The sequence below is a fragment of the Burkholderia sp. AU31652 genome, from assembly GCF_002223155.1.
In the GTDB taxonomy this organism is placed as follows: domain Bacteria; phylum Pseudomonadota; class Gammaproteobacteria; order Burkholderiales; family Burkholderiaceae; genus Burkholderia.
Genome location: NZ_NKFG01000007.1, coordinates 623,345 through 649,653, shown reverse-complemented (window position 1 = coordinate 649,653; position 26,309 = coordinate 623,345). Strand labels below are relative to the sequence as shown.

10 protein-coding genes are annotated in these 26,309 nt (G+C 71.9%); 8 read left to right on the top strand and 2 right to left on the bottom strand.

From position 1 onward, the window contains the following. Positions 1-93 precede the first annotated feature (93 nt). Complete coding sequence (locus tag CFB40_RS34645) at positions 94-756, top strand: ankyrin repeat domain-containing protein (RefSeq protein WP_089433874.1); 663 nt, start codon at positions 94-96, stop codon at positions 754-756. Between the two features lie 25 nt (positions 757-781). Here CFB40_RS34645 and shc read toward each other — a convergent pair whose 3' ends face one another. After that, positions 782-2,836, bottom strand: coding sequence for a squalene--hopene cyclase (gene shc, locus CFB40_RS34640; protein ID WP_089433873.1), 2,055 nt, complete (start codon positions 2,834-2,836; stop codon positions 782-784). Positions 2,837-2,888: 52 nt separating this feature from the next. On the opposite strand from shc, the gene CFB40_RS34635 reads away from it, so the two are divergent. Next, on the top strand, positions 2,889-3,590 hold the full coding sequence (locus CFB40_RS34635) for a TetR/AcrR family transcriptional regulator (RefSeq protein ID WP_089433872.1): 702 nt from the start codon (positions 2,889-2,891) through the stop codon (positions 3,588-3,590). Positions 3,591-3,631: 41 nt separating this feature from the next. Here CFB40_RS34635 and CFB40_RS34630 read toward each other — a convergent pair whose 3' ends face one another. Beyond that, positions 3,632-4,432, bottom strand: a complete 801-nt coding sequence (locus CFB40_RS34630; protein WP_089429909.1) for a thioesterase II family protein — start codon at positions 4,430-4,432, stop codon at positions 3,632-3,634. A 330-nt stretch (positions 4,433-4,762) separates the two neighbouring features. Between CFB40_RS34630 and CFB40_RS34625 the strand changes: the two genes are divergently transcribed. The 6 genes from CFB40_RS34625 to CFB40_RS34600 all read left to right on the top strand — a co-directional run bounded on the left by CFB40_RS34625 (position 4,763) and on the right by CFB40_RS34600 (position 26,309). Further along, a complete protein-coding gene (locus CFB40_RS34625; RefSeq protein ID WP_089429908.1) occupies positions 4,763-4,972 on the top strand; it encodes an MbtH family protein in 210 nt (69 codons plus the stop codon). A gap of 128 nt (positions 4,973-5,100) precedes the next feature. Then, the gene (locus CFB40_RS34620) at positions 5,101-6,528 is read left to right on the top strand and encodes an MBL fold metallo-hydrolase (protein WP_089429907.1); all 1,428 of its coding nucleotides are present in this window, start codon (positions 5,101-5,103) and stop codon (positions 6,526-6,528) included. A gap of 28 nt (positions 6,529-6,556) precedes the next feature. Beyond that, positions 6,557-7,447 carry a cupin-like domain-containing protein gene (locus tag CFB40_RS34615; RefSeq protein WP_089433871.1) on the top strand — a complete coding sequence of 297 codons (891 nt, stop codon included), beginning with the start codon at positions 6,557-6,559 and terminating at the stop codon, positions 7,445-7,447. 70 nt (positions 7,448-7,517) lie between these two features. Continuing rightward, complete coding sequence (locus CFB40_RS34610; RefSeq protein ID WP_089434036.1) at positions 7,518-8,927, top strand: hypothetical protein; 1,410 nt, start codon at positions 7,518-7,520, stop codon at positions 8,925-8,927. Positions 8,928-9,006: 79 nt separating this feature from the next. Further along, positions 9,007-12,267: a non-ribosomal peptide synthetase gene (locus CFB40_RS34605; protein WP_089433870.1), complete on the top strand. Its 3,261-nt coding sequence runs from the start codon at positions 9,007-9,009 to the stop codon at positions 12,265-12,267. Beyond that, entirely contained in the window at positions 12,267-26,309 is a 14,043-nt protein-coding gene (locus CFB40_RS34600) for a hybrid non-ribosomal peptide synthetase/type I polyketide synthase (protein ID WP_089433869.1), read from the top strand. Before CFB40_RS34605 ends, CFB40_RS34600 begins: the two co-directional genes overlap by 1 nt.

Below are 26,309 nucleotides of genomic sequence, written 5' to 3'. Positions count from 1 at the left end.
GCGACTCGTGTCGCGACGCACGGCCGTGACGAACGCTTATGATGAGCGGACGACGCGCCGGCCGGATGCGCGAGAGGCGAAAGGAGAAAACGGTTGGGCATCACATGGGATGGAATCACGGGCGCGGATGTGCTCGACGACGCGCAGGTCGCGAGCCGGCACGCGCTGGCCGATGCGGCGCGCAACGGCGACTGGGCGACGATGCTCGACTGCATTGCAAAAGAGCACAAGCTCGTCAACGCGACACGGCTTGGCGGGAAGTCGCTTTTTACCCCGCTGCATCAGGCTGCCTACGGCGGCGCGCCGCAGGAGGTCGTCGTCGAACTGTTGCAGCTCGGTGCGTGGCGCATGCTGCGCGATGCAGACGGCGCGCGCCCGGTCGATATCGCCGCGCAGCGCGGGCATCGGCATCTGATCGATCTGCTGACGCCGCAGCCGCGACGCTTCGTGCCCGACGAAACGCTGCGCGACATCCAGCGCCACTTCCACGAGATGATACTCGGCCGCATCGCACACCTGCGCGTCGACGCGCTGCGCCTGCCCGAACTCGAACTGCTGCTGGAACTCGACGCGCAGGCCGACAGCGTATGGTTCGGCGTGCCGGGCATGTATGGCGGGTTCGGCTATGCGCTGCACGCCGACGGCGCCGCGGCCATGCTCGTGTCGAAGAGCTGGAGCCGCGTGGTCGGCGGCTCGGGCCAGCGGCACGAGATCACGGCGCACGGCTGCACGCTGGTCGAAGAGGGCTTCGTGTGACGGCCTTGCGCCGTCACGTTACCGCTCAAGCGAGCACCGTGGCCGCTGCCTTGACCGCCGTCGCACCGTGCGCAGCCGACGCCCGCGCGGCCGCCGCGCCCGCCAGCCGCCGATAGCGCGCGAGCGCCCACAGCGGGAAATACGCGGTATAGCCGTGATACTTCAGGTAGAAGATGCGCGGAAAGCCCGGCGCATTGTGCGAGCGGTGCCACCAGAAGCCGTCTTCCTGCTGGACCGACAGCAGATACGCGATGCCGCGCTTCACCGAATCGGATTCGAAATCGCCGAATGCCATCTGCGCGAGCAGCGCCCACGCGGTGAAGTTCGACGTGCTCTCGCCGCCATTGGTGCCGCCCAGCTTCGGGTCGATGTAGCTGTCGTTCGTCTCGCCCCAGCCGCCGTCCGCATGCTGCCGTGAGCGCAGCCATTCGATCGCGCGTGCGATATACGGCTGCGACTTGTCCTCGCCGGCGAGCGCGAGGCCGGCCAGCACGCTCCACGTCCCGTAGATGTAGTTCGTGCCCCAGCGGCCCCACCAGCTGCCGTCGGGTTGCTGCGTGCGCTTCACGTAGTCGATGCAGCGCGCGACCGACTCGCGTTCGTCCGACCGTTTCGTCACCCCGAAGCACAGCAGCACGCGGCCCGACACGTCCTCGGTCGGCGGATCGAGCAGCGCGCCGTGGTCGGCGAACGGGATCGCGTTCAGGTACATGCGGTCGCAGTCGGCGTCGAATGCCGCGAAGCCGCCGTTGCGCGACTGCAGCCCGCGCATCCAGTCGAGCGCGCGCGCGACGCGCGGCGCATACGGGTTCGTGCCGTCCGCGTTGGCATGCGTGCGGCCGCGGCGATCGAGCATCGCGGTGACGACCGCCGTATCGTCGATGTCGGGGTAGTACGGGTTCGCGTACTGGAACGCCCATCCGCCCGGCTGGACTTCGGCCGGCGCGTTCTCGATCCAGTCACCGCGCAGGTCGTTCACCTGGCGTTCGGCCAGCCAGTCGTACGCGCGTGCGATGCGCTCGTCGAGCGCGCGCCGTGCGTCGCCCGGCTCGCCGTCTTCCGCCACCGCCACGCCGCGCGCCTGCTCGAGCGCCATCGTGCTCCACGCGGTGTCCCACACCGGCGACAGGCACGGCTGGCAATACATGCTGCCGTCCGGCCGCGTGACCAGCAGCTTCTCCAGCGCGTTGTCGCAATCGCGCCGCAGCGGATGGTCGTCCGGGTAGCCGAGCACCTGCATCATCTGGTTGGCATACACGATCGGCGGGAAAATGCCGCCGAGCCCGTCCTCGCCGTTCATGCGCTCCGCGCACCACGCCTCGGCATGGCGGATCGCGCGCTGCCGCAGGCCCTTCGGGATCAGCGGCTCGACGTGGCGCACCGTGCGGTCGAGCGCGAGGAACAGCCTGCGCATGCCGCGCGCGGGCGGGAAGTACCGGCGTTCCTCGTCCGGCGGCGTGACGAACAGCTCGCGGATCGAGACGTTGCGCGGATTGCGCGCGCGCGCCTTCAGCGAGCACAGCACCAGCAGCGGCACCATCGTCGTGCGCGCCCAGTACGCGACCTTGTACATCGAGATCGGCACCCACTTCGGGAACAGCACGAATTCGATCGGCATGAACGGCGTCGCGCGCCACGGCACCTGGCCGAACGTCGCGAGCAGGATGCGCGTGAACACGTTCGCGCGGGCCGCGCCGCCGAGCTTGAGGATCGCGTCGCGCGCGCGGACCATGTGCGGCGCATGTTCGCTGTCGCCGGCTGCCTTCAGCGCGAAGTACGCCTTCACGCTGCACGACACGTCCGGATCGCCGTCGACGTACAGCGCCCAGCCGCCATGCGTGTCGAGCCGCTGGTTCGCGCGCAGGTAGCGCGCCATCTTCTCCTGGCGCACGTCGTCGATCTTGTCCATGAAATGCATCATCAGGATGTATTCCGCGGTGATCGTCGCGTCGGATTCGAGTTCGAAACACCAGCTGCCGTCAGGCTGCTGGAGACGCACCAGGGCGTCGCGTCCACGGGCGATGGCGGTGTCGAGCGCGGACCAGGGGGAGGAGGTCGGTGTAGTCATGCGGCGGATCATACCATCCGGCCGGAATGTTTATATCGAGACGCCGGGTGCTACCATCCGCACCATGAAAAAACACCTCGAACCCGCGCCGCACGATGCGTCCGCGCCCGTCGAACCGGCCGGAACGGCCGGCGCGCGGGCGCCTGAAGCAGCCCCGGCGCCGGCTGTCCCCACCGCCGGCGTGCGTCGGAAAAAAGCGCCGGATCAGGTGCGTGCGCAGTTGCTGGCGGCTGCATCGGAAATCGCGACACATCACGGCGTGGCCGCGTTGACGCTCGATGCGGTGGCCGAGCGGGCCGGCGTGACGAAAGGCGCGCTGCAGTATCACTTCGCGAACAAGCAGGGGCTGCTGGATGCGCTGTTCGGCCAGGCGACCGAGCGGTTCGCCGCGCAGATGGCCGCGCGGGTGGCGGCGGATGCCGAAGGCGCCGGCGCGGTGGCGCGGGCCTACATGCACGCGGTGCTCGACGAGTCGCATTCGGTCGCGAGCACCGACGTGCTGCGCGTGCTGGTCGCGTCGATGATTACCGATCAGGACACGCGCGCGCGCTGGTCGGTGCCGATGCGGGAATGGACGCGGCCGGACCCCGTGCCGCTCGAGCAGGCCGCGACGCTGATGATCTGCCGGCTCGCCGCCGACGGGCTGTGGATTTCGAAACTGCTCGACAGCCTCGAGATCTCCGCCGAATTGCGCGCGGAGATCGGCCGGCAGCTCGACGCGATGAGCCACGGCGTGTTCCCGAAGGGGCGCGACGGCGCCGCGTGACGCATGCGTCGCGACTGACGGCATCACCGCACGCGTCGACGTCAGCGGCACGGGCCGGCCGACGCCTCGGCGGTGTCGCATCGCACCGCATCGGCCAGCGCCTCGCCGATCGCGTGCTGAACGGCGGCCGGGTTTTCCAACAGATAGAAGTGCCCGCCGTCGAACGCGCGAAAGGTGACCGTGTGCCGTGATGCGCGCAACCAGTCACGCTGCCCGGCGGGGCTCAGCAACGTATCGTCGCGGCCCGAGAAGACCGTGACGGGGCAGGGCAGCGCCGTTGCGGACGGCAGCGGGAAGCACGCCTCGATCACGCGGAAATCCGCCTTGGCCAGCTTCAGCAGCATCGCCCGCAGCGCGTCGTGCTCGGCTACCTCGCGCGGCGTGCCGCCGAGCGACACGACATAGTCGACGATGTCCGCGTCGTTGCGCCGGTGCACCGGCGCGCCATCAAGCGGCGCGTGGCGATGCGGGTAGAACGGCGCATCGGTGCCGGACGCACCGAGCCAGACGGGCGGATGCCCCAGTTGCGCCATGTCGCGCGCGAAACAGTACGCGATCAGCGCCCCCATGCTGTGGCCGAACACCGCGTAGTCGCGCGGCAGCAGCGGCCGGAGCGCCCGCAGGAAGTCGATCAGTTCGGACAACGTATCGATCGCGCGCGTGCCCAGGCTTTTGCCGCGACCGGGCAGCTCGATCAGCCAGACCTCGATATCGTCCGGGAAGGACGCCGCCCACCGGTAGTAATTGGCCGCCGCGCCGCACGCGTGATGGAACACCAGCAGCCGGTGCCGAGCCGTCGGGCGCTCGCGCGGGATGGTGAGGGTACTGGGTAGCAAGGCCATGCGTCGGGACTCCGCTTTAAAAACGAACCATACAAAATATTCAAACAATTAAGCCGATTATCGATTTAATCGAAAGGACAGATTGTTTGTCATCGATTCACATATTTATAAACAATGGCCGGGATTATTGGCCGGCGCCGCTTATGATTTGCTTTGTTTTTATTCAATAGAAATGTAATTGTTTTCGGATGGCTTATGGTAAAGTCTGCTCGCTTCGATTTCAAAGTGCTTGCATCGTTACCCGGCATGGCTGGGCGTGCTGTTTTTATAGAAATATCGAATCATGTTATGCGTGTGACACGCTTGATCGATTATTGAAACGAGAGAGACATGGAAGCCGAAATGCCGAACCACGACACCATTTTCAAGGTGGTCGTCAATCACGAGGAACAATACGCGATCTGGCCGGACGACAAGCGCGTGCCGGACGGCTGGCGGGCGGCGGGCCCGTCGGGAACCCGGGACGCCTGTCTCGAATGGATCAACGCCAACTGGACCGACATGCGGCCATTGAGCGTCCGGGTCGCGCTGTCGGCCTGACGGTCGACGCGTCGCGCCACGCACGGCGCAATAAAAGATAAAGGAACGATGCGGCCTCTCGCGGCCCGGTGACGGGGCGCGCGGGCGCATGCAGCGTTTCGCCGAGAGAATCCGAGGGTAAACACACCATGTCTGTCGATGATCGCCTGGGGGTCTTCCTCAATACAGGCATTCTGGCTTCGCGCGCGCATGACCTGGGCCGGCTGATCGAGCAGCAGGACGCGCTCATGCAGCAATTCATGGCAGCGAAATTCGAGCCGGCCGCCTGCGCCGCGCTGTTGCGCGACGCGATTGCGCGCTATCCGTTCCTGGAGGAGCTGTTCGATCCGGATTCGGTGGCGGCCGGCGGCTGTATCGCGAGCCGCGCGCTGCTCTACGATCTGCATCAGCAGCGCGACCGCTGGACGCTCGCGCTCGCGCCGCGGCACGGCGAGCCGATCGTGCTCGACACTGCCGCCGGCGACGTGCCGCGACTCGCGAACGCGCTGCGCGACGCGCTGCAGCGCAACCACTGGCAGCCGCTGTCCGCGCTGTACGCGGATCCCCGCCTGCTCGGCTGCGAACGGCCCACGGACGACGCGGCGCTGGCGTGGCCGGCGTTCGACGGCCCGGGCATCCAGCGGCTCGAACACGCGTCGCTGCTGATCGCCTCCGACACCACCCGCCTGTTGACCGACCCGATCAGCCTCGCGATCGGCGGCAACGTCGGCCTGCCCGATCTCGATCGCGCGCCGTCCAACCTGGGCCAGCGGATCGACGGCATGCTCGTCACGCATGGCCATCTCGACCACTGGCATGTCCCGACGATCCTGCGGCACGGCGGCGACGGATCGGTGCCCGTCATCGTGCCGCGCATCCCGGTCGCATCGCTGCTGGCGCAGGACGACATGCAGCAGTCGCTGCGTGACGTCGGGCAGACGGTGCTCGCGCCCGGCTGGGGCGAGACGGTGCGGATCGGCGACATCGAGATCGACATCCTGCCGTTCTACGGCGAGCAGCCGACCATCGGCGCGGCCGTGCCGCCGCACGACGTGCGCAACTGGGGCAATTGCTACCGGGTCACGACGCCGCAGTTCTCGGTGATCCTGCTCGTCGACAGCGGCGAGGATGCAAAGGGCTCGGTGATGGACGTGATCGACCAGTCGGTCGCCCGTCGCGGCCGGCCCGACCTGGTCCTGAGCTGCTGCCGCGAACTGCGCAAGGCGCCGTTCTGGCAGGGCCTGTTCACGTTCTGGATGGTGCTGCCGATGACCGAGCTGCAACGCCTGCCGCGCATCGCGGAGGCGGGCGACGGCCCGTCCATCACGCTCGGCCCGGACGGCATCGGCGAGCTCTGCGCACGCGCCGGCGCGCGCGCGTTCGCGCCGTATGCGAACGGGTTCTGCGGCATCGCCACCGAGATCGGCGACATCGGCTGGATCAACGGCGAGCCCGCGGAAGCCGAAACGCTCGACCAGATCGACGCGCGCATCGGCGCACTCGGCGGCGCCACCCGCGTGATTCGCTGGCTGCCCGGCGACGTGCTGCGTCACCACGGCGACTGGCAGGTGTCCTGATTTTCTTCCCGTCGACAGGAGCCCCACGATGACTGGCAGCAAGATTGTGCCGATGCCGCGGATTCGCTATGACGGCAGCCGCAGCATGCGCGACGTTCTGGCCGGACTGAAGCATCCGGCCGTGCTGGAAGGCTTCATCGAAGCGTGGCCCGCGCGCACGCGCTGGACGCCGGATTTCTTCGTCGAGCGCTACGGCGAGCACGAGATCACGGTGGAGACCTCGCAGCTGTCGCCGACGCCGACGCAGCCGGACCTGTACCTGGGCGCGCGCCGCTACGAGACCGCACGCCTGGGCGCAACGATCCGGGCGATGCAGGCGCAGGGCAGCGCCCGTACGGCGTACATCACCTACGCGGCGATCTATTCGACGGCGCCGGCGTTGAAGGACGACATCGCGCCGCTGCACGAGCAGCACGGCTTTCCCGGCTGGATGCCGCACTGGCTGCGGCGCAGGCTGGTGTTGCGGCCGGGCTTCTGGCTCGGCCCCGCGGGGATCTCGTCGCCGATGCATTTCGACCGGCACGAGAACCTGAACGTGCAGGTGTACGGCCGCAAGCGCTGGGTGCTGTTCGCGCCCGGGCAGTCGGCCAACGTGTATTACCGGCAGCGCCGCGACCTGCCGGTGATCTTCAGCCCGGTGGACATGAGCGATCCGGACCCGGTGCGGTTTCCGCGCGTGCAGTCGGCGCCGCGCCACGACTTCGTGCTGGAGGCGGGCGAGGTGCTGTACCTGCCGCCCGGCTGGTGGCACTACGTGGAATCGCTGAGCGATTCGATCAACGTGAATTACTGGTGGTGGTCGCCCCGCGCCGTGCGGACCTTCTGCCGGGTCGAGCTCGCGAGCCTGTGGCAGGCGCTCGCGCGCCGGTGGGGCCGCGCGGCCGGCACGGCCGACAAGCCGATGTCGATGCCGCGCTGACGCGCCGGCGCCACGCCGTTCGTTCTATCGGGCCGCCGTGCCGGCGGCCGTGTCTCTTCAGGAAGCCATGATGCAGAACGAGTTTGATTTCACCGTCATCGACGCGCTGTACGCGACCGGCTATCACGGGCCGCGCGCGCTCGACAAACCGGAGTTCTACTGGCGCTCGATGCTGGGCTCGATGGTCGCGTATCGCGACAGCTTCTTTCGCCCGCTCGGCGAGGAGATCGCGCCGGCCGACGCGCGCGACGGCATCGAGATCGAAGCCGCGCGCTGCGAGTACGAGGGCAGCCGGTTCCATCACGCGCTGCCGATGAACATCTCGTCGCTGCGGCAGTTCGCGAACCACTGGCATCTGGTGCTGCCGACCATCTCGACGCTGCGCGACGGGTATTGCCGCCTGCGCGGCCACGACGGCGCGGTGTCGATGCTCGACCTGTGGTTCATCAGCAAGCTGTGCCAGCTGCTGCCCGCGTACCTGATCCGCCGGCGCGAGCAGCCGGCCGACCCGGATGCCATTCCCGTCGTGCCGTCGATCATCTACCGGATCTCGCTCGGCATGCACCGGATCGTGCATATCTCGCTGATCAAGCGGATGGCGTCGGGCGGCGATCCGGCCGCGCCGTGCCTCGCCAGCGACGCGTATTACCTGGTCGCCGAGGCGGCGGGCCTGCTCGTCGGCCGCAACTCGGTGTGCGCGGGGCCGCAGACGATGGTCGAGCAGGCCTATCGCGCGATGATCGAGCCGGCGCCGCTGGCGGGCGCCGAAGCGAGCGCGGCCGAGCCCGGCTTCTACCGCTACGCGGCGGCGTTCCTGAAGCTCGAAGCCGAAAAATACCTGTTCGCGGTGCGTGCGGCGCAGCAGTTGCGCGCGCTGATCGTCGCGCTCGACGCGGTGCCCGGGCAGGCGCGCACACACGCGTTCCGCGACGCGCTGGCGCGCTTCGAGGACTGGTCCACCGAACACACGAGCCCGCTCGCGCACGAAATCGCCCGCGAGGATCTGACGATGCTGCTGCAGGGCGACGAGGCCGAGATCGCGCGTGCGCGGCAATGGCCGGCGGGGACGGTGCTGGGCCAGATGACGGCCGGGCTGAACCAGCTCGTCGCCGCGGCGGACCGGATGTGCGTGGCCACGCTCGGCGCGCACGGGCCGGCGCTGCTGGCGGAGATCGACGCCATGCGCGATGCGCCGCGCGACGCTGACGCATGGTCGGCCGACGCGTTCGCGGCGCACGGGCTCGACGCGGCGGCGGCGCGGGCGACGGCGGACGCGCTCAATACGTACCTGCACGACGAGCGCGCCGCGCAGCGGATCTTCACGCGGCTCCAGCAGGAGGTGGATCGCTCGCTCGGCATCGACGACGCCATCGCGCCGTACTCGGCCGACGACATCGCCGCCGTGTTCGGGCCGCGGCTGCGCCACTGCATCGCCGAACACTTCGCGGCACCGGACGTCGCGGGCCACGCGGTCCGTTGACGCGCGGCGCGCCGGGCGCGACCCGCCGCGCCGTCCTCCATGTCCTTCACGTCCTTCATGCATCCAGACAGGGGCTACCATGCGTACCACTTCGCTTTCAGCCTATCAGTACCGCTTCTGGCTCGAGTGGCAGCTCAATCCGCACTCGTCGGCCTACACGACCGCGCTCGTCTACCGCCTGTCGGGTCCGCTGGATCGCGACGCGCTGCGGCGCGCGCTGGAGGCGTTCGTCCACGAGCATGACGAAGGATGCCGCAGCTCGTTCCGGATGGGCGACGCCGGCGTGGTGCGGGACGTGCACGACCGCGTGACGGTCGCGCTCGACTACCGCGACGCGCGGGCGGCGCCGGCGCTGGACGCCGCCGAGGCCGACGCGTGGATCGCCGCGCGCGCGGCGCACGTGTTCGCGCTCGACGACGCGCCGCTGTTTCGCTTCGCGCTGCTGCGCGAGGAGGCCGACGTGCACCGGCTCGTGCTCAGCTTTCCGCACATCATCTCCGATGCGTTTTCGGCGGTGTACATCAACCAGCGGCTGACGGCGCTGTACAACCACGCGCTCGGCGTGGGCCCGGCGCCCGCCCGCACGTTGCGCGGTCTCGGCGAGCAGCTCGCGTTCGAAGCCGCGTACCGCGCGTCGCCGCGCTACGACGAAGACCTCGCCTATTGGCTCGGCGCGCTGGCGCACGCGCCGCTCGGGCTCGAGTTCGACGCGGCGGCAGCGGCACCGGCATCGGCCGCTCCGGGCGAGGGGCGCATCCACCGGCTGCGCTTCGACGCGGACATCACGCGCCGGCTGCGCGCGCGTGCCCGCGCGAGCCGGTCGACCCCGTTTCTCGTGCTGTCGAGCCTGTTCGCGATCGCGCTGGCCCGCTGGCAGGACGTGCGCGAACTGGTCGTGACCTATCCCGTCAACATGCGCTCGCCGGGTTTTCGCGAGGCCAGCGGATGCTTCGTGAACAACCTGCCGATGATCTTTTCGCTGCGGCAGGGCGACACGTTCATCGACATCGTCGCGCGCACCACCGCCCAGCGTGCGGAGGCCAAGCGCCATCAGCAGCTGTCGCTGACCGATCTCGTGACGGCGCTGCGGCGCACGCGCTCGCTGGCCGATGCGCCCGTCTTCAACGTCGGCGTGACGGAAGCGTTCTTCGTGCAGGACGCACCGCTCGCCTTCCACGGCGTGCAAGCGGAATTGCTGCCGGCGGTCGCCGCCGAGCGGCCGTTCGACCTGAACTTCGCGTATCAGCTGACGCCCGACGGCCTGCACGTGAATCTCGAATACGACACGGGCCGCGTGCCGGCGGCGCGGATCGGCGAGTTCGCCGCGTCCTTCGGCCGGCTGCTGCGCGCGTACCTGGACGACGATGCGCAGCCCGCGCTCGCGGTCGACCTGCTGGCGCCCGAGCAGCGCGCGCGGCTCGCGCGCCACTGGCACGGGCCCGCGCGCCCGCTCGACGCGACGGACTGGCCGGCCCGCTTCGCCGCGCAGTGCGCCGCGACGCCGGATGCGCCGGCCGTCCAGTTCGGCGCGGAGCAGCTGACCTATCGCGAACTGGATGCGCTGTCGGCCCGGCTCGCGGGTTTTCTCGCGGCGCGCGGCGTGACGCCGGGGGCCCTCGTCGGGCTGTGCTGCGAGCGCTCGACGGAAATGGTGCTGGCGATCGTCGCGGTGCTGCGCGCGGGCGCGGCCTACGTGCCGCTCGATCCCGCCGCGCCGCCGGAGCGGCTGCGGCGCATCGTCGACGATGCCGGGCTCGCGCTGCTGCTTACGCAGCGGCACCTGCTGGCGCGCCTGCCCGCCGGGCCGGCCGCGCGGCAGGCGCTGGACGACCGGGCGGCGTGGCTCGCCGCCGAGCCGCTGCCGGCGCGGCGCCTGCACCCGGACGGGATCGCTTACGTGATCTACACGTCCGGCTCCACCGGCGCGCCGAAGGGCGTCGCCAACACGCATCGCGCGCTGGTCAACCGGCTCGACTGGCACGGCTCGCTGCTCGCCGATGCCGCGCCGGTGCGCGTGCTGCAGAAGACGCCGTACTTTTTCGACGTGTCGGTCTGGGAATTCCTGTGGACGCTGCAGAGCGGACATGCGCTGGTGATCGCGCCGCCGGAGCTGCACAAGGACCCGGCCGGGCTGGCGGCGCTGCTGCGCCACGCGCGCATCGCGGTCGCGCACTTCGTGCCGTCGATGCTGAACGCGTTCCTGGACGCGGTGCCCGGGCAGCGCTTCCCGGATCTCGCGCTGGTCGTCTGCAGCGGCGAGGCGCTGCTCGCCGAGCAGGCCGAGCGCTTCCACCGGCTGCTGCCGGGCGTGCGGCTCGCCAACCTGTACGGGCCGACCGAGGCGGCGATCGACGTGAGCGTGTGGCATTGCGCGCCGGGCGAGGCTTACGCGCGCGCCGGCGTGCCGATCGGCCGGCCGATCGACAACGTGTCGCTGTACGTGCTGGACGCGGGCCTCGAGCCCTGCGCGCCCGGCCGCGCGGGCGAGCTGTACATCGGCGGCGCGGGGCTCGCGCAAGGGTATGTCGGCCGCCCGGATCTCACCGCGGCGAGCTTCGTGCCCGATCCGTACGCGGGCCGTGCAGGCGCGCGCATGTACCGCACCGGCGACATCGCGATGTTCGGCGAGCACGGTGAACTGCATTACCTCGGCCGGCGCGACGAGCAGGTCAAGTTCAACGGCAACCGGATCGAACTGCGCGAGATCGAGGCGTGCCTGCTGGCGCTGCCGGGCATCGCGCAGTGCGCGGTGGTGCCGGTGCGGGTGCACGGGCGCGTGCGGCTGCTGCATGCGTTCGTCGAGCCGGCCGCGGGGTGGGACAGCTGGCCGGTGGACGCGCTGCACACGGAGCTGGCCGCGCGGCTGCCCGAATCGATGCGTCCGGCGCGCATCGACGTGGTGGAGCGCATCGCGCTGCTGCCGGCCGGCAAGATCGACCGCAAGCGCCTGGCCCAGCTCGCCGACGCGGCGCTCGAGACGCGCGCGCGCGGCGCCGAGGCGCGCGCCAAGACACCGTTCCAGGCCGAGGTCGCCGCCGAGTGGTCGGCCGTGCTCGACGTCGCCGACATCGGGCCGGACGATCATTTCTTCATGCTCGGCGGCAGCTCCGTGCAGGCGATCCAGCTGATCGCGCGTCTGAATGGCCGCTACGGGCTGCTGCTGTCGCCGCCGCTGCTGTTCGGCGCACCGCAGCTCGACCGGTTCAGCGCACAGGTGCTGGTCGCGCTCGGCCAGAAGGCCCAGCGGGAGGACCGCCTCGAAGCGCTGCTCGATCGCCTCGCGCCGGACGACATGGACGAACTACTCACACTGTTTTCATCGTCGGGAGAGCTGGTTTGATGTCGCATAACGATTCCACCGAAAACAAGCGTCGCCAATTGCTCGAAGCGTTCGGCAGGCAGCGCGGCGCGGGCAGCCGCGACGCGATTACCCGCCAGGCGCGGCCGGCGGACCTGCCCGCGTCGGCGGAACAGGTGCGGATGTGGGTGCAGATGGCGATCAGCGGCGGCGCTGGCCATTTCCACGTGCCGCACGTGCTGGAGATTGCGGGCACGCTCGACGAAGCGGCGTTGCGGGCGGCGCTGTGCGACGTGGTCGCGCGGCACGAGGCGCTGCGCACGACGTTCGACGCGCGCGACGGCGGCTTGTACCAGCGTGTGCACCCCGAGCTCGATCCGGCGCTGCCCGTCCATCGTCATGCGGCGGGCGCGACCGACGCGGACATCGCCCGCGCGATCACCGCCGAAATCGCGCAGCCGTTCGACCTGGTGCACGGGCCGCTGCTGCGCGTGTCGCTGCATCGTGTCGGTGACGTCCGGCAGATTCTGGTGCTGACCGCCCATCACCTGATCGTCGACGGGTGGTCGCTGGAACTGATGCTGGCCGACTGGTGGCGGGCCTACGCGGCGCGGCTGGCGGGCCGCGAGCTCGAGCCGCCGGCCGACGACGAGCCGCACTATGCGGACTATGCGCTGTGGCAGCAGGCGCGCGGCGCCGCGGACAGCGCGCCGAGCCTTGCCTACTGGCAGGGCCGGCTGGCCGGCGCGACGACGCTCGAATTGCCGTTCGCGCTGCCGCGCCCGCCGCGGCGCGCGCACGACGGCGAACTGGTGTTCTTCACGATTCCCGCCGCCGTGCGCGCGCGGGCCGAGGCGCTGGCGCGCCGGCAGGGCGGCACGCTGTTCACCGTGATGCTGGCCGCGTGGCGGTGCCTGCTCGGCGACTACGCCGGCCAGGACGACTTCTGCATCGGCACGACCGCGTCGAACCGCGTGCATCCGGGCAGCGAGCGCATCGTCGGCTTCTTCGCGAACCTGCTCGCGTTGCGCACCGCGCGGCAAGGCTGCGCCACGTTCGCCGCGCTGGTCGAGCGCGAGCGCGACACCGTCGCCGACGCGCTGCGGCATCAGGCGGTGTCGTTCGACCAGGTGGTCGAGCAGGTCGGCGTCGCGCGCGATGCCGCGCGCAGCCCGCTGTTCCAGGTCAACTTCGTGCTGCAGGACACGAAAGGCGCGGTGCCCGGCGCCGCCGAGCCGGCGACGCCGGCCGGGATGCCGGCGATGACGGTGCGCGACGACCTGTACCGCTACGCGCAGTTCGACCTGACGCTGTTCGCCGAGCTGACGTCCGACGGCGTGCGCTGCTGCACGGTGTTCCGCACCGATCTGTTCGAGGCCGCCGATATCGAGCGGCTGTCGCGCACCTACGCGCAGTACCTCGACGCGCTGACCGCGCAGCCGGACGCGCCGTTCGGCACGCTCGCGCGCGGCGACGCGGCCACGCTCGACGCGCTGCGCGGCTGGCAGAGCCGGCCGCTCGGGCAGCCGCTGCCCGACTCGATCGGCGCGGTGATCGACGCGCTCGCGCGGCAGCATCCGGGCCGCACGGCGATCCGCCACGGCGACGCGACGCTCGACTACCACGCGCTGAACTTGCGCGCGAACCGGCTGGCGGGCCACTTGCGCGATCTCGGCGTGTCGCCGGGCTCGACCGTCGGCCTGTGCCTCGAGCCGGGCGCGGAACTGATCGTCGCGATGCTGGCGGTGCTCAACGCGGGCTGCGCGTATGTGCCGCTCGACAGCCGCTATCCGGCGGACCGGCTGCGATTCCTGATCGACGACAGCCAGGCAAGCGTGATCGTCACGCGCGACGACGTGGTGGCGCGCACCGATGCGCTGCGCGACGGCTATCTGAACCTGATCGTCCTCGAGGACCACGACGACGAGATCGCCGCGCGCGACGGCGCGTTCGTCGCGAGCGGGCTGCCGGCGCAGATGCCGGCGTACCTGATGTACACGTCGGGCACCACCGATCGTCCGAAGGGCGTCATCGTGCCGCAACAGGCGATCCTGCGGCTCGCCTACCGGCCGGCCTATCTCGACGTGACGCCGGACGACGTGTTCCTCCAGTTCGCGCCGACGGCGTTCGACGCGTCGACGTTCGAGATCTGGACCGCGCTCCTGAACGGCGCGTCGCTCGTCGTGCCGGTCGGGCGCGACGCGTCGCTCGACCAGCTCGGGCCGTTGCTGGTCGACGCGGGCGTGACGATCCTGTGGCTGACGAGCGGCCTGTTCGCGGCGATGGTCGATCACGCGCCGGACGCGCTGCGGCAGCTGCGCTACCTGGTCTGCGGCGGCGACGTGCTGTCGCTGCCGCACGTGGCGCGCGCCCGCGCGCTGCTGGAACGCGGCCAGGTGGTCAACGGCTACGGGCCGACCGAGACCACGACCTTCGCCACCGCGTACCCGGTGCGCGGCGCGCTGGCGGCCGGGCGCACGGTGCCGATCGGCATGCCGATCCAGGGCACGTCGGTGTATGTGCTCGACGACGACCTGAATCCGCTGCCGGCCGGCGCGGCGGGCGACCTCTACATCGCGGGGCCCGGCGTCGCGCACGGCTACGCGAACCGGCCGGACCTGACCGCGGCGGCGTTCGTGCCCGATCCGCATGGCGGCGAGCCGGGCGCCCGCATGTACCGCAGCGGCGACGTCGGCTACTGGGCGCATGACGGCGCGCTGCATTACCTCGGCCGGCGCGACCGGCAGGTGAAGCTGCGCGGCTACCGGATCGAGCCGGCGGAAATCGAGGCGGCGCTGGCCGCGTGCCGCGGCGTGCAGGCCGCCGTCGTGACGGTCGACGCGACGCCGCAGGGCGACAAGCAGCTCGTCGCGTACTGGACCGCAAGCCCGGGCACGGGCGCGGACGTGCCGGACGAAGCCGGCCTGCGCGCGCAGCTGCGGGCGTCGCTGCCGGATCATCTGGTGCCGGCGCGCTTCCACGCGGTGCCGCACATTCCGCTGACGGCGAACGGCAAGGTGGACCGGGCCGCGCTCGCGCGGCTCACGCCGGCCGACGCGCCCGTCGACGCGGCGCCCGAGACGCTGACGGACACGCAGCGCGTGCTGCGCACGCTGTGGGAAGACGTGCTCGGCCGCAGCGGGTTCGGCCTCGACGACGGCTTCTTCGATCTCGGCGGCGATTCGCTGCTGGCGATCCGGCTGAAGGCGCAGGCGCAGCGCCACGGGCTCGAATTCGAAATCCAGGACCTGTTCGTCCACCAGAGCGTGCGGACGCTGGGCGAGCACATCGAGCGGCAGCGCGGCGCGGGGGCGGGCGCAGTTGCAGTTGCGCCGGCCGAGGCCGCCGTCGCCCGGGCGCCGCTGACGAGCGAAGCGGATCGTGCGCGGCTGCCGGCCGGCGTCGTCGACGCGTATCCGCTCAGCCGCCTGCAACTGGGGATGCTCTATCACGGCCTGCGCCACGAGCGCTCGAGCGTGTACCACGACGTGATCGGCTACGAGGTCGCGTATGCGTACGACGAAGCGTGCCTCGCGCACGCGCTCGACCGGCTGTCGGCCCGCCATCCGGCGTTGCGCACCGCGCTGCGGATGGAGGGGTTCAGCGTGCCGCTGCAACTCGTGTTCGACACGGCGCGCATTCCGCTGACGGTCACCGACCTGACCGCGCTCGACGCGACGGCGCAGGCCGCCCGGATCGCCGCGTTCATGGACGGCGAGCGGTTCGCCGCGTTCGACATCGCCGCCGCGCCGCTGTTTCGCTGCTTCGTGTTCAAGCTGGCGGCGCAGCGCTTCAAGCTGGTGTGGAGCTTCCATCACGCGATACTCGATGGCTGGAGCGAGGCCGCGCTGACCGCCGAATTCATCCGGCTCTACACGGCGGGCCTGACGGGCGCGCGGAACCCGCAGGACGACGAGCCGGTGCAGGCCGGTTACCGGGATTTCATCGAACTGGAACAGGCCGCGCTCGCCGATCCGGCCCAGCGCGAGTTCTGGCGCGGCCAGCTCGACGGCGCGCAGGCGCTGTCGCTGCGCCGCGCGCCGCTGCCGGGCGACGCGGCGGACGAACGGGTGGATTATCTGGAGGTCGAGGTCTCCGTCGAACTGGAGGCGGCGCTGCGCGCGCTCGCGCGCGACGCGAACGTGCCGCTCAAGAGCGTGCTGCTCGCTGCCCACCTGCGCGCGCTGCAGGCGCTGAGCGGGCGGCGCGACGTGCTGACGTCGATGGTGACGCACGTGCGGCCCGAGACCGAGCATGCGGCGCGTGCGGTCGGGCTGTTCCTGAATTCGGTGCCGGTGCGCGCGGCGCTCGACGGCGCGGCATCGCCCGTCGCGCAGGTGCGGCAGGTGTTCGAGATCGAGTCGGGTATTTTCCGGCACCGCTTCTATCCGTCGCAGCAGATCCGGCAGGACAACGGCGGGATCGAGCTGGGTGAGGTGCTGTTCAATTTCACGAGCTTCCACGTGCTGCGCGAGCTGGACGACGCGGACGTGCGGATGCTCGCGGGCCGCGACGGCCATGCGGTCAACAGCTTTCCGGTGCAGGTCGACTTCTCCGTCTCCGCGAGCGACCAGCGGCTGCGTTGCATCGTCGGCTACCGGGCCGACAGCCTGCGGCGCGCCGACGCGGAAGACATCGCGCACGCGCAGCACGAAGCGCTGCGGCGGCTTGCCGGCGCACCCGCGGCGACGTGGCTGCTGCCTGCCACGCTCGCGCGGCTCGACGACTGGGCGGCGCCGAAGCCGGGGCGGCCGGTTGGCGCGAGCGTCGGCGAGCGCCTTGCCGCGTGCGCGGCCGCCGCGCCGGACGCCGTCGCGCTGATCGACGACACGGGCGAAACGACCTATGCGGCGCTACTCGAACAGTGCGACCGGCACGCCGCTGCGCTCACCGCGCTGGGCGTGCGGCAGGGCGACGTCGTGGCGGTGTGCGCGGGCCGCACGGCGGCGACGCTGCGGACCGTGCTCGCGCTGTTCCGGATCGGCGCCGTGTATCTGCCGCTCGATCCCGCGTTGCCGGAAGCGCGCCATCGCTTCATGGTGGATGACGCGCGTCCGGTGGCGATCGTCGGCGATGCCGCCGCGCCCACTTGCCTGCGCGCGTGCGGCGTGCGCTTCGTCGAGCAGGCGGCGCTGGCGGAAGCGGGCCCGGCCGCGTTGGCCGCCGCGCCGCGCGTCAGCCCCGGCGACCCGGCCTACATTCTCTATACGTCCGGCTCGACCGGTACGCCGAAGGGCGTGCTGTGCCGCCAGGAGGGCATCCTCGCGCTGTTCGACGCGCTCGCCCGCACGTATCCGCTGGCCGCGGGCGATCGGGTGCTGTGGAAGACCGCGCAATCGTTCGACGTTTCGCTTACCGAAATGCTGTGGCCGTTGATGAAGGGCGCCGCGATCGTGATCGCGCGGCCGGACGGCCAGTACGATCCGCGCTACCTGCAGCGCGCGATCGAGCAGCATCGCGTGACGGTGGTCAATTTCGTGCCGTCGATGCTGCACCTGTTCCTGCAGTCGCTCGACGCCGGCGCGGCGAGCCCGCTGCGCGCGGTATTCGCCGCCGGCGAGCCGCTGCTGCCGGCGACCGTCGAGCTGGCGGCGCGCGTGCTGCCGCACGCGCCGCTGTTCAACGCCTACGGCCCGACCGAGGCCAGCATCTACGCAACCGTATGGCGCTGCGCGAGCGGCCCCGTGTTGATCGGCCGCGCGGTGGGCGACGTCGGCACGCACATCCTCGCGCCCGATCTCGCACGGCTGCCGATCGGCGTGACCGGCGAGCTTTACCTGTCCGGGCGCGCGCTGGCGTCGGGCTACCTGAACCGACCCGAGCTGAGCGCGGAGCGCTTCGTGCCGAATCCGTATGCGACCGGCGATGCGGATCGCGTGCTGTATCGCACCGGCGACCTGGCCCGCTTCGATCGGCACGGCGACCTCGAATTCGTGGGCCGCGACGACCAGCAGGTCAAGGTGCGCGGCTTCCGCATCGAGACGGGCGAAGTCGAATCGGTGCTGGGCCGCCATCCGGGGGTCGCCAAGGTCGCGGTGCTCGCGCGTACGGGGAGCGCGGGCGCCGTGCTCTGCGCGTTCGTGCAGGCGGCGGGCGCGCTGCCGGACGGCGCGCTGAAGGCGCATGCGCAACAGGCGCTGCCGCCGTACATGGTGCCCGACCGGATCGTCGTGCTCGACGCGATGCCGATGACCGGCAGCGGCAAGATCGATCGTCTCCGGCTGGCCGACTGGCCGCTCGACGCGGCGGGCGCCACCGATTCCGCCGGCCCTGCCAGCCCCGCACACCGCACACCCGGCGATGCCGAGGGCGCGGTCGCGGCGATCTGGTGCGACGTGCTCGGCCTCGCCGAGATCGATCCGGACACCAACTTCTTCGACGCCGGCGGCCACTCGCTCGCGTTGATCCAGTGCCAGGCGCGGCTGCGTCGCGAATTCGGCCGCGACGTCGACATCGATCACCTGTTCCGCTACACGACGATTCGCACGCTGGCCGGCTGGCTGTCCGCGTCCGGCACGTCGTCGGCCGATGCGGATGCCGACGGCGCGGTCGCGGCCGTGAGCCCATCGCCCGTCGACAGCCGCGACGTCGCGATCATCGGGATGAGCGCGGCCGTGTCGGGCGCGGACGACGTCGAGCAGTTCTGGCGCATGCTGCTCGCGGGCGAGGACGGCATCACCCGGCTCGACGACGCACGGCTGCGCGCGCTCGGCGTGCCGGACGACCTGCTCGGCAATCCGCGCTTCGTCGCCGCGCGCGGGTTGATTCGTGATCCGGACTGTTTCGACGCCGCGTTCTTCGGCTATACGCCGCGCGAAGCCGAGATCATGGATCCGCAGCAGCGCAAGCTGATGGAGGAAAGCTACCGCGCGCTCGAGGACGCCGGTTATGCCGGGCCCGGGCTCGCGCGCGACGTGGGCGTCTACGTCGGCGTGGGCGCGAGCCAGTACCTCGCGAACCACGTGCTCGGCAACCGCGACGCGGTCGACGCGCTCGGCTTGTACCAGATCAACGTGCTGAACCAGCCCGCGACGCAGATCGCCTACCGGCTGAACCTCACCGGCCCCGCGGTCACGTTGAACACCGCGTGCTCGACGTCGCTGGTCGCGCTGCACATGGCCGCGCGCGCGGTCGCGCAGGGCGACTGCGAACTCGCGCTCGCGGGCGCGGCGTCGATCGGCGTCGACGGCGTGCCGGGCTACCTGCACCGCACCGGCGGGATCTTTTCCGCGGACGGCTATTGCCGCGCCTTCGACGCGGCCGCGAGCGGCACCGTCGAGGGCAGCGGCGCGGGTGCGGTGGTGCTGAAGCGGCTCGATCTCGCGCGCCGCGACGGCGATCACGTGTATGCGGTCGTCAAGGGCTCCGCGATCAACAACGACGGCCACGACAAGGCCGGCTACACCGCGCCGAGCCCCGCGGGCCAGGCACGGGTGATCCGCGCCGCGCTGGCGGACGCGGGCGTGGACGCCGCGTCGGTCGGCTATGTCGAGACGCACGGCACCGGCACGCTGCTCGGCGATCCGATCGAAATGGCCGCGCTGAAGGCGACCTACGGCCAGCACCCGGCACGCGCCCCGCGCCTGCTCGGCGCGGTCAAGACGAGCGTCGGGCACCTGGACAGCGCGGCGGGGCTCGCGGGCGTGATCAAGGCGGCGCTCGCGCTCGAACGCGGCAAGGTGCCGGGCACGCTGCATTTCGACACGCCCAACCCGCTGCTCGAACTCGACGACACGGCCTTCCGCCTCACCGCGGAAGCGGCCGACTGGCCGGACGGCGGCACGCCGCGCCGCGCGGCCGTCAGCTCGTTCGGCATCGGCGGGACCAATGCGCACGTGATCCTGGAAGCCGCGCCGCCCGAGGCGGATGCGCCGACGGCCGCCGCCGCGCATTGCCTGCGGCTGTCGGCCGCCACGCCGGACGGGCTGCGGCGCGCGGCGGACCGCCTCGCCGCCGCGTGGCGCCGCCACCCGGAATGGGCGCTGGCCGACGTCGCGCATACGCTGCAGGCCGCCCGGCAGGATCACGCGTGCCGGGCGTTCGTGGTTGCCGAGTCGCGCGACACGGCGCTCGATGCGCTGGCCGCGGGCGGGTGGCCGGCCACCGGCGACGCGCCGCCCGCGCGCCCGGTGATTTTCCTGTTCACCGGGCAGGGCGCGCAGGCCGCCGGGATGGCGCGCGACCTGCATCGCGAGCACCCGGTGTTCCGCGCCGCGCTCGACGACGTGTGCGGGCGGTTCGCGGGGGCGGCCGGGCTGGCGCTCGAACCGTACCTGCTGGGCGACGCGAGCACCACCGACACGGCGCTGGTCCAGCCGCTGCTGTTCGCGTACGAGTACGCGCTGTATCAGGCGTGGGCGGCGCTGGGGGTGACGCCGGACTACCTGATCGGCCACAGCCTCGGCGAACTGGTCGCCGCGTGCTGCGCGGGCGTGTTCTCGCTCGACGACGCGGTCGGCCTCGTGGCGGCGCGCGCGGCGGCGATGCAGGCGCAGCCGGCCGGCGCGATGCTGTCGGTATCGATCGCGGAGGACGAACTGGCCGCGCAGCTGCCGCCGACGCTCGCCGTCGCGGCGGTCAACGGGCCGCTGCAGTGCGTGGTGTCCGGCCCGGTGGACGCGGTCGACGCGTTCGCGGCGCACCTGCGCAACGCGGGGGTCGCGCATGCGCCGCTCGCGTCGTCGCACGCGTTCCATTCGCCGATGATGGCCGACGCGGCCGCGCGCGTGCAGGCGCATGCCGCGACGATGACGCTGCACGCGCCGCGCATCCCGCTGATCTCCAACCTCGACGGCACGCTGCTGGATGCGCAGCGCGCCGCCGATCCCGCGTACTGGGCTGCGCACGTGCTCGGCACCGTGCGTTTCTCGGCGGGCGTGCGGACGCTGGCGGCGCTGGGCGACGCGCTGTGGGTCGAGATCGGCTCGCGCGACGTGCTCGCGGCGCTGGTGCGCGCGCATCGCTGCGCGCCGGCCGACGCGGTGCTGGCAAGCTTCACGGAGCGCGCGCCGCGCACGATGGCGACCTTGCTCGCCGGCTACGGCCGGCTGTGGGCGAAGGGCGCGCGACTGACGCGCCGCGACGCGTACGCGGGCGAGCGCCGCAAGCGGCTGCCGTTGCCGGGCTATCCGTTCGAGCGCACGCGCCACTGGCTGCCGGCCCAGCAGGGCGGCCCCCTCGAGCGCGCGCAGCCGCAGGCGCCGGCCGTTGCACCGGTTGCTGCACCGGTTGCGGTCGACACCCCGCGCGCCGCAGCGGTCGAAACCGACGACGTGCGGCATGCGCTGACGCGCATCTGGACGGAATGCCTCGGCCATGAGCGGATCACGCCGACCGACGATTTCTTCGCGCTGGGCGGCGATTCGCTGCTGGCCGGGCGCGTGCTCGCGCGGATTCACGAGCGGCTGAATGCGGAGCTGACGCTCGAGGCGTTCTTCAGTGCGCCGACGATCGACGGGCTGGCCTGCGCGATTCGCATGCAGGCGGAACCCGCGCAGCCAGCCGAGCGGGCGGCAACGACGCCGGCTGGCCGGCCGGCCGCCGGGCCGCGCCGCGCGCCGATGTCGTTCCAGCAGCGCCGGCTGTGGACGCTCGAACGGCTCGGCATGGGCGGTTCGGTCTTCCACCTGCCGCAATGCCTGCATCTGCACGGCGACGTCGACCGCGCCGCGCTGCACGCGGCGCTCGGCGGGCTGGTCGCGCGCCATCCGGTGCTGCGCACGTCGTTCCACGAGGGGCCGGACGGCGGCGGCGAGCAGCACGTGCATGCCGACGCGGCGGTCGCGCTGTCGATCCATGCGTACGCCGGCGACACGGACGACACGGACGACACGGACGACACGGACGACGCGCTGCGCGCGTTCATCGCGCAGCATCGCGACGCGCTGCGGGCGGAGCCGTTCGGTCTCGCGCGGCCGCCGCTGTTCCGCGCGCGGCTGCTCGAACTCGGGCCGCGCCGCGCGTGCCTGTTGATGTCGTTCCATCACATCGTCGTCGATGGCTGGTCGTTCCGGCTGATCGCGCAGGATCTCGCGTCGCTGTACGGCGCGGCGAGCCAGGGGCGCGCGCCGGAGGCCGCGCCGCCCGCGTGGGACTACGCGGACTACAGCGAGGAGCAGGCGGCGCGGTTCGCCGCCGGGCACGACGCGGCGCACGAGGCGTTCTGGGCGCACCTGGACGGCGCGCCGGTGCTCGACCTCGGCGGCGACCGGCGTCGCGCGCGCACGCCCGGACGCCTCGCGCACAGCGGCCGCGTCGCGGTGGACGCCGGGCGCGCCGCGCAGGTCGACGCGCTGGCGCGGCGCTTGCGGACGACGCCGTACGTCGTGTTCCTGTCCGCGTTCCTGCTGATGCTGTCGCGGCGCACGGGGCAGCGCGACCTGGTGGTCGGCTCGCCGGTCGCCAACCGCGCGTCGAGCCGCACCGAAGAGCTCGTCGGCTTTTTCGTCAACCTGCTCGCATTGCGCGTGGCGTTCCCGGCGGCCAGCAGCACGCGCGCATGGATCGAACGGGTGCGCGACTGCGTGATGGCCGCGCACGCGCATCAGGACTATCCGTTCGAAAAGCTGGTCGAGCGTTTCGCCGGCCCGCGCGACGCGTCGCTGACGCCGCTGTTCCAGGTGGTGTTCTCGATGCAGGAGGCGCCGGTTCGCCAGGTGCGGATCGGCGCGCTGGACGTCGCGTTCGAGGACACGCCGGAAACGGAAACCGAATACGACCTGACGATGAACCTGCATCGCGACGGCGCGGGCTACGGCGGCGTGCTGCTGACACGCGACGGCGCGCTGGAGCGGGGCGAGGCGGACGAGGTGGTCGAACAGTTCCACGCGGCGCTGGACCTGTTGCTGACGCTGCCGGACGATGCGCCGCTGGGCGACGCGGGCGTGCTGTCGGCCGCGCAGCGGCAGGCATGGCAGGCGGCGTCCGGCACCGTCGACGCGCCTGCGCGGGCGGCGTCCGACCTCGTGTCGCTGCTGTCGGGCACGCTGACGGCCGGCAACGCCGCGCCCGCGGTCGCCACCGCGCACGAGACGCTCAGCTACGGGGCGCTGCGGGCCCGGGTGGACCAGGTCGCGGGCGCACTGCTCGCGCGCGGCGTGCGCACCGGCGACCGCGTCGCGCTGTGCTTGCCGACGGGGCTCGACGCACTGGTGGCGCTGCTCGGCGTGCTGCACGCCGGGGCGACCTACCTGCCGCTCGATCCCGCCGCGCCGGCCGCGCGGCAGCACGCGATCCTGTCGCAGGCGGCGCCGGTGCTGCTCGTGCACGACGCCACGGCGGCGGCGCCGGCATGGCCCGGATGCGCGGCGATCGCGTTTGCCGTGCTGGGCGATGCGCCCGCCGGCGCGCTGCCCGCGTGCATCGATCCGCAGCAGGCCGCCTATACGCTGTTCACGTCCGGCTCGACCGGCGTGCCGAAGGGCGTCGACGTCAGCCATCGGGCCGTCGCGCACAAGATCCAGGCGCTGTGCGCCGCGTACCGGATGACCGCAGACGACCGCGTCGTGCAGTTCTCGTCGCTCGTGTTCGACGTGTCGATCGAGGAGATTTTCACGACGCTGTCCGCCGGCGCCTGCCTGCTGTTGCTCGATCGCGCGGCATGGCCGACGCTCGGTGCGTTCAGCGGCCTGCTCGATACGCAGCGCGCGACCGTTCTCAACCTGCCCGCGTCGTTCTGGCGCGAATGGGTGCGTGCGATCCGGCTCGGCGAGGCCGCGCTGCCGGCGCGGCTGCGCCTGGTCGTGACGGGCAGCGAGACGGTGCCGCTCGCGGCGGTGCAGGCATGGCGCGCCGTGACGGGCGGCCGCGTGGCGCTGATGAACGCGTACGGGCTGACGGAAAGCGTGATCACGTCCGTCGTGCACGACGTGCCGACCGCCGCGCGCCCGGACGAACGCGACGTGCCGATCGGCGCGCCGCTGCCGGGCACCACCGCCTATGTGCTCGACGCGCACCTGCAACCGGTGCCGCCGCTGTGCCGCGGCGAGCTCTACCTGGGCGGCAGTGCGCTCGCGAGCGGCTATCCGGGCCGGCCCGGGCAGACGGCCGCCGCCTTCCTGCCCGATCCGTTCGCCGGCCAGCCGGGCGCGCGCATGTATCGCACCGGCGACCTCGTGCGTCGCGATACGGACGGCGCACTGGTCTACCTCGGCCGCAGCGATCGCCAGATCAAGGTGCGCGGGATTCGCGTCGACCTGGCCGAGGTGGAGGCGCTGCTGCTCGACCAGGACGGCGTGCGCGAGGCGGCGGTGCGGCTGTCGAGCGGGCCCGATGCGCCGGCGCCGCGCCTGGAGGCGTTCATCGTCGTGGGTTCCGACGCGTCGGATGCGCCGGCCACGCCACGCGATGCGGCGCGCGCGCGGCTGCGTGCGTTGCGCCGCGTGGCGCCGGCGCACCTGGTGCCGCATGCGCTGGCCATCGTGCCGTCGCTGCCCAAGACGTCCGGTGACAAGATCGACCGCCAGTGGGTGTCGACGGCGGTGCTGCCCGACGAAGCCGCGGACGGCGACGAAGCACCGCCGCTGCGCGCGCTGCTGGCGGTGCTGCGCGACGTGCTGCGGCTGGACCGGATCGGCCGGGACGACAACTACTTCGGGCTGGGCGGCGACTCCATCCTGGTGTTGCGTGCCGTCGCGCAACTGAACCGGGCGGGCTGGACGGTCGATCCTCAGGACTTCTTCTCGACCTCGACCCTCGCGGACCTGGCCGAATGCCTGCGACCGCTGACGGTGCGGCCGGAGGCGGACGACGCGTCCGGGTTCCCGCTGACGCCGTATCAGCGGCGCGTGTTGCAGCGCCCGCACGCGCACCACTGGAACCGCTCGCTGCTCGTTCAGGCGGCGCAGCCGCTCGACGCCGACGCGCTGCGGGCCGCGTTCCGCTCGCTGCTCGACGCGCACCCGGGGCTGCGCTGCGTATTCGATGCCCACGCGCTGGCCGGCCGCATCGCGCCGGCGGACGCGGACGCCGTGCAGCGCTGCTTCAGCAGCCACGACCTCGGCACGGCGGACGATGCGGCCCGCTTCATCGCCGCGCACGGCGCGACGCTGCAGCAGGGCTTCGATCTCGCGCACGGGCCGCTGGTCCGGATCGCGCACTACCGGTGCGGCGCGGCCGGCGACCGGCTGCTGCTCGTCGTGCACGGGCTGGTGGCGGACAGCCATGGCTGGGCGGTGCTGCTGGACGACCTGGCCCACGCATATGCGGCGCATGCGAACGGCCGGACGCCGGCACTGGCCGCGCCGACGCTCGCGTACCCGGCCTATCTGCGTGCGGTGGACGCGCGCATTGCCGCCGCGCGGGCGGCGGGCGAGAGCGCCGCGTACTTCGCGCCGATGGCGGCCAACGTCGCGCTGCCGCGGGATCGGCACGCGGCACCCGGCGACAACGCGGAGGCCAGCCAGCAGGTCGTGCGCGACCGGCTGACGGGCGACGCGGCGCGACGGATGCTCACCGTCGTGCCGCAGCGCCTGCGCGTGAAAGCCGCCACCGTCGCCATCGCGGCGGCCGCGCGCGCGCTGACCGAATGGGCGGGCGGCGCGGTGGTCGCCGATCTCGGCCGGCACGGCCGCGACTGGCTCGACGACGGGCCGGCGGTCGAGCGCGCGCTCGGCTGCTTCGTCTGCGACGTGCCGCTGCTGTTGCCGCAGCACGCCGGCGCGCCGGGCGTCGCCGCGCTGCGCGCGTGGGAGGCGGCGCTCGCCGCGCTGCCGCCGGCGGCGCTGGGCGGCGCGGACGTGCCGCCGCCCGCCGGCGTCGATGCCGACGCGTGGCGGCGTTGCGTGCAGCCGCAGGTCAGCGTCGATTTCGTCTCGGCGGCCGCCGCGCGCCCTTCCGCGTGGTTCTCCGCCGCGCCCGAGGCGGTGGGCGCGGATCGCGCGGCGACCGACCAACGTTCGCACCTGCTGAACCTCGTCTGCGTCGCGGGCGACGGCGAACTCGCATTCGAGTGCCGTTACAGCAACACCGTGCACACGCGCGCCACTGCCGAACGGTTGCTGCGCCGGTGGCGCGAGCACATGGAGGCCGCGCTCGCGCTCGTCGCCGACGCCGCCGTTCCCGTAGTCGAACACGATCATTCCTGA